Source organism: Trinickia mobilis (genome assembly GCF_017315705.1).
GTDB lineage: Bacteria > Pseudomonadota > Gammaproteobacteria > Burkholderiales > Burkholderiaceae > Trinickia_A > Trinickia_A mobilis.
The window spans coordinates 1-2,493 of the sequence record NZ_JAFLRF010000024.1; the positions used below are offsets into that span (position 1 = coordinate 1).

The following is a 2,493-nucleotide window of genomic DNA, read 5'->3' on the forward strand; positions in this document are numbered from 1 at the left end:
CGGTGCTCGGCTATATCTCGTTCACGGTCACGTTCTTCATCGCGCTGTTCCCGACGCGCGTGGCCGGCGCCGAATGTGCGGCGATCTTCGCGATCTTCACGAGCCAGGCCTGGAACATGACGTTCAGCTTCTACCAGTCGCTGCGCACCGTGCCGCGCGACCTGGACGAAGTCTCGCGCGGCTTTCATCTGACCGGCTGGCAGCGCTTCTGGAAGCTCGATGTGCCGTTCTCGATGCCGGGGCTGATCTGGAACATGATGATGTCGATGTCGGGCGGGTGGTTCTTCGTCGTGGCATCGGAAGCGATCACTGTCGGCAACAACACGATCACGCTGCCCGGCATCGGCGCGTATCTCGCGCAGGCGATCTCGGACAAGAACCTCACCGCGATCGGCTGGGTGATTCTGGCGATGACGATCGTGATCCTCGCCTACGACCAGTTGCTGTTCCGCCCGCTCGTCGCGTGGGCCGACAAGTTCCGCATGGAGACCACCAGTTCGGGCAACGCGCCGGAATCGTGGCTGCTCGACGTGGTGCGCCGCACGCGGCTCATTCATCAGTTGCTCGTGCCGGCCGGCTGGATGCTGGCGCGCACGGCGCGTTTGCCGTTCCGGCTGCCGTCGATGAGCGGTGCGCGCTTCCCGATGCCCCGGCTCGAGAAGGCGCCGTCGCGCGTCGGCGACATCATCTGGGGCGTCGTCGTGGTGCTGGGCACCGCGTACGTGGTCTATCGCGTGGTCGCGTATGTGAGCACGGGTGTCACGATGGGCGAAGTCGGGCACGTGTTCGGGCTTGGGCTCATTACGCTCCTGCGCGTGCTCTTGCTGATCGCGATCGCATCGGTGATCTGGGTGCCGCTCGGCGTGCTGATCGGACTGCGTCCGGCGCTCGCCGAGAAGATCCAGCCGCTCGCGCAGTTCCTCGCCGCGTTCCCGGCGAACCTGCTGTTCCCGGTGTTCGTGATCGTAATCGTGCGCTTTCACCTGAACCCGGATATCTGGCTGTCGCCGCTGATCGTGCTCGGCACGCAGTGGTATATCCTGTTCAACGTGATTGCCGGCGCGACGGCCTATCCGAACGACTACAAGGAAGCGGCCACCAACTTCCGCATCCGCGGCTGGCAATGGTGGCGTCAAGCGATGTTGCCCGGCATTTTCCCGTACTACGTGACGGGCGCGATTACGGCCTCGGGCGGAGCATGGAACGCGAGCATCGTCTCGGAGTTCGTCCAATGGGGCGACACCAAGGTCGCGGCGCACGGCCTTGGCGCCTACATCGCGCAGACCACGGCCGCGGGCGACTTCCCGAAGATCATCCTGGGCATCGCGGTGATGTCCCTGTTTGTCACGCTGTTCAACCGCACGTTGTGGCGTCCGATGTACACCTACGCCGAGTCCAAGCTGCGGCTCGACTGATCCGGCTCGTCCGACACCTCGTCCGACACCTCGTCTGACACGTTAGTTAGCGAAACCAAGAGTAACGCGCGATGCAAAATCCTAAAGCTGCTGTAGCTGCTACGCCGGTGCAGGCGCCGGCCGTTTCCCATGGCGCCGGCCGCGAGATCCTGAACGTCAAGGACGTGTGCCGGGGCTTCGACAAGGCACAAGGCGAGCTGCTGGTGCTCGACGACGTGAACCTGACGCTGCGCGAAGGCGAGATCGTCGGGATGCTGGGCCGCTCGGGCTCGGGCAAGTCGACGCTGCTGCGCATCATCGCCGGCCTGATTCAGCCGACCGGCGGCCACGTCGATTACCTCGGCAAGCCGCTCGAAGGCCCGGCCGAAGGCGTCGCGATGGTGTTCCAGACGTTCGCGCTGTTTCCGTGGCTCACGGTGCTGCAGAACGTGGAAGCGGGGCTGGAAGCGCAGGGCGTCGGCGCGCGCGAGCGGCGCGAGCGCGCGTTGGCCGCAATCGACCTGATCGGTCTCGACGGCTTCGAAAACGCTTATCCGCGCGAGCTGTCGGGCGGCATGCGCCAGCGCGTAGGCTTTGCGCGCGCGCTCGTCGTCGACCCGACGCTGCTCTTGATGGACGAGCCGTTCTCCGCGCTCGACGTGCTGACCGCCGAAACGCTGCGCACCGACTTGCTCGACTTGTGGACGCAAGGCCGTCTGCCGATCAAGTCGGTGCTGATCGTCACGCACAACATCGAAGAAGCGGTGTTCATGTGCGACCGGATCCTGGTGCTGTCGTCGAACCCGGGCAAGGTGATCGCCGAGATCCAGGTGCCGTTCAAGCACCCGCGCAATCGTCTGGACCCGGCGTTCCGCCGTCTCGTCGACGATATCTACGCGAAGATGACCGCGCGCCGCACCGACGAAACGGCCAAGAAGGGGCTCGAACCGGGGAGCTGGCTGCCGGAGGTGTCGACCAACCTGATGGCCGGCCTGATCGAAACGTTGGCCGCGGCGCCGTACCACGGCCGTGCGGACATGCCGGAAATCGCGCGCTCGCTGCATCTCGAAGTGGACGATCTCTTTCCGATCGCCGAAGT

General features: G+C 65.0%; 1 protein-coding gene and 1 pseudogene. Both read left to right on the top strand.

What is annotated here, in order from left to right:
• The coding region (locus J3489_RS25610; protein ID WP_207002849.1) for an ABC transporter permease at positions 1 to 1,415 on the top strand (1,415 nt) is incomplete at its 5' end.
• Positions 1,416 to 1,486: 71 nt separating this feature from the next.
• Positions 1,487 to 2,493: pseudogene (locus J3489_RS25615) on the top strand (ABC transporter ATP-binding protein); the annotation flags it as partial.